The organism is Thalassospira sp. UBA1131, from assembly GCF_002311515.1.
GTDB lineage: Bacteria > Pseudomonadota > Alphaproteobacteria > Rhodospirillales > Thalassospiraceae > Thalassospira.
In genome coordinates, this window is the sequence record NZ_DCAO01000034.1 from 1 (window position 1) to 2,898 (window position 2,898).

The following is a 2,898-nucleotide window of genomic DNA, read 5'->3' on the forward strand; positions in this document are numbered from 1 at the left end:
GAGGACTTTGTCAGCAGTCTGAGGGACGGGAAACCGTCCCTTTTATAATGCTCAGAACGATGATCCGGGTTCTTTGAGAAACGCCACTTCCTCTGGCGTTGATGGACGGCCCAATATTTCATTGCGGTGTGGATAGCGGCCAAACCGGTCAATGATCTTCTTGTGTTTCAGCTCGAACTCGTAATTGTGCTCAAGGCCGGGCTGTGAAAACAGGTCAACCGCCACTTCATGAATGATTTCGGATTCTGAGTGCATGTAGGGCATATACAGAAATGCCTGTTCCTGCGGTGTGACCAGTTTGCGATCCAGCCTCAAGGAAACAGCTTCCTGTGCCAGCACCAATGCCATTGGATCTGATGCAAAGGACTGTGGCTGATCGCGGTACATATTGCGTGAAAACTGATCAAGAACGATGATCTCGGCAAGTCGTCCATGGGCGGTTTTGCGCCAGTTAAAAAGCTCTCCGGCCGTGGCGGCGGCATGAAAATCGGCAAAGCGTTCCGCGATATGGCGATCGAGGGCTTCATCCTTGATAAACCACTGTTTTTCTTCGAGTTCCTTGAACCAGAAAACAAGAACCGTTTCAGGTTTCATAATGTTTCCACCCATCTGATTGCAGGCTTTTGCGGCCCGTCGGCAAAATTGCGGGTGATCTTCGCGCCCGGTTTAAGGCGCGTCAAGCCATCCGCAAAAAGATTGTCATGGACCATGGGGCAGGGAGTTGACAGCAATCCGTCCGGCGTGGATTATGACATTGTCTTTGGTGTTGATCCGATTGGACCAACTTAAAAGGGAACGTGGTGCGTCATGCATGACAAAGCCACGGCTGCCCCCGCAACTGTAAGCGGTCAGAGCATTGCATATGCCACTGGTGCAAACCGGGAAGGCGCATTGCTTTTCAAACCGTGAGCCAGGAGACCTGCCTTTGACTGCCGGGTGCTGATTGCCCGGTATGAAACTGTTGGACGCCGGGGTGAGCGTCAGGTTGCAGGGGTACAAACGGTCTTTTGAAGATCCGCAATCTTGCTTCCAGCCATCCTATCGTTCTTTGTCCTGACCCTGTGCGTTGGGCCGTTGGCCTGCGTGCATCGTTTGAGAAAGAGACGATTATATGTTTAAGACCCTTGGCAGGCTTGCGATTGCAAGCGCCTGCGTGCTGTCGGCGACCATGCCGGCGCATGCGCATTTTCAATTGGCCTATACGCCGGACGTAAACGTGACCAAGGCCGGGGATCAGCCGGTTAAGCTGATTTTCTGGCACCCGTTTGAAAACGGTCATGTCATGGATATGGCCGAGCCGCTTGAATTTTATGCGGTTAACCGCGGTGAGAAACTTGATCTGAAATCAACGTTTTCGCCGATTACTTTCACCGGAATTGCCAACTCGGCAGCGGCCTTTGACGCAACTTTGACTCTTCGCCGCAGCGGTGATTACGTCATGGTGGTCGTCCCCGCACCGTATTATGAAGAAAGCGAAGATATCTTCATCCAGCAGATCACGAAGTCCTATGTGAACCGCAATGAAATTCCGACCGACTGGATGGAACCGCAAGGTCTTAAAACCGAAATCCTGCCGCTTAATCGACCAACCAACATCATTGCCGGTTCGACCTTTACTGGCCGAGTGTTAAGCGAAGGCCAACCTGTGGCCGGTGTTGAAATCGAAATCGAATACATGGCCGCAGAACCCGATATGGCCAGCAACACACCCAAAGGGCCAACGGCATCGCCAATGCCCGGTGGTGCGGTTGTGGCCATTTCCGATCAAAACGGGTATTTCACTTTTGGTGTCCCCAAAGCAGGTTTTTGGGGATTTGCAGCACTTGGCAGCGGCCCTGACAAAGAATTTGAGGGCAAGGAACTTTCACAGGATGCAGTCCTGTGGGTTCGCGCCTATGATGTGAGATAGGCGAGGGACAAAACAGATGCATATTGTTGATGGTGCGCTGGCACCGGAAGTCTTGATTGGCGGGGGTGTTCTTGCAGTTGCCGGGCTTGGCCTTGGTCTGCGGAAACTGCCAATCGATAAAATTCCCGCAACCGGGGTTTTGTCGGCAACATTCTTTGTTGCCTCGCTCATTCATGTGCCGGTGGGACCATCCAGTGTGCATCTGATCATGAGCGGTCTTGCCGGGCTCGTGCTTGGCTGGACCGCGTTTCCGGCACTTTTTGTCGGTCTCTTGCTTCAGGCGGTTTTCTTTGGCTTTGGCGGCCTGACGGTTCTTGGCGTCAATACGGTCAATATCGCCTTTCCGGCTGTGCTGGCGGGGCTTTTGTTCCGGGGAATGGTGTCGCGCAGCAACCCGGTCACAGCCGCCGTCCTTGGTGGATGTGCAGGTGCATTTTCCATCGGGCTGACAACGGTGTTTGTCGCGATTTCGCTTGCGCTCAGTGGTGATGCGTTTGTCCCGGCGGCCAAGCTGGTCTTCTTTGCCCACATTCCGATCATGGTGGTCGAAGGACTGGTATCAGCGGCATCGGTGTATCTGATCGCCAAGGTCAAACCGGCCTTGCTGCAATCCGCCGATCAGACATCGGGTTTTGAGATGCAGCCGGCAGCAACTTTGCGTGCAAAGCAGGCGGGCGAGGCATCCAATGGCTAGATCACTCATGCTGGTCTTTGCGCTTGGTATGCTTGTGTTCGGCGCAGCACCTGCACAGGCGCACAAGGTTATCGCATCCCTGTTTCCAAGTGGTTCGAACATCGAAGGTGAAATCGGTTTCTCCAACGGTGTCATGGCCGAAAACACGCTTGTTGAGATCTTTGATCTTGATGGCAACAAGATTGATGAAGTTACCACCGATGGTGACGGTTTCTTTGTCTACACGCCAAGCCAACAAGTTGATCTGCGTTTTCGTGCCGATCTCGGGGCAGGGCACGTTGCCGAGGCAACCTTT

General features: G+C 53.4%; 3 protein-coding genes, 1 pseudogene and 1 riboswitch. Of the genes and pseudogenes, 3 read left to right on the top strand and 1 reads right to left on the bottom strand.

Annotation, left to right across the window (positions count from 1 at the left end):
* Nucleotides 1–51: 51 nt before the first annotated feature.
* Nucleotides 52–594, bottom strand: a complete 543-nt coding sequence (locus B3Z49_RS04990) for a DUF924 family protein (protein WP_064780978.1) — start codon at nucleotides 592–594, stop codon at nucleotides 52–54.
* A gap of 150 nt (nucleotides 595–744) precedes the next feature.
* Nucleotides 745–941: riboswitch (cobalamin riboswitch) on the top strand.
* Nucleotides 942–1,111: 170 nt separating this feature from the next.
* Here B3Z49_RS04990 and B3Z49_RS04995 point away from each other — a divergent pair.
* The 3 genes and pseudogenes from B3Z49_RS04995 to B3Z49_RS05005 form a co-directional block, all read left to right on the top strand.
* Nucleotides 1,112–1,909: a DUF4198 domain-containing protein gene (locus B3Z49_RS04995; RefSeq protein ID WP_296988587.1), complete on the top strand. Its 798-nt coding sequence runs from the start codon at nucleotides 1,112–1,114 to the stop codon at nucleotides 1,907–1,909.
* Nucleotides 1,910–1,925: 16 nt separating this feature from the next.
* Entirely contained in the window at nucleotides 1,926–2,603 is a 678-nt protein-coding gene (cbiM, locus tag B3Z49_RS05000) for a cobalt transporter CbiM (protein WP_296988589.1), read from the top strand.
* Nucleotides 2,596–2,898 (top strand): annotated as a pseudogene (locus B3Z49_RS05005) (cobalt ABC transporter permease); the annotation flags it as partial. The gene cbiM and the pseudogene B3Z49_RS05005, both read left to right, overlap by 8 nt.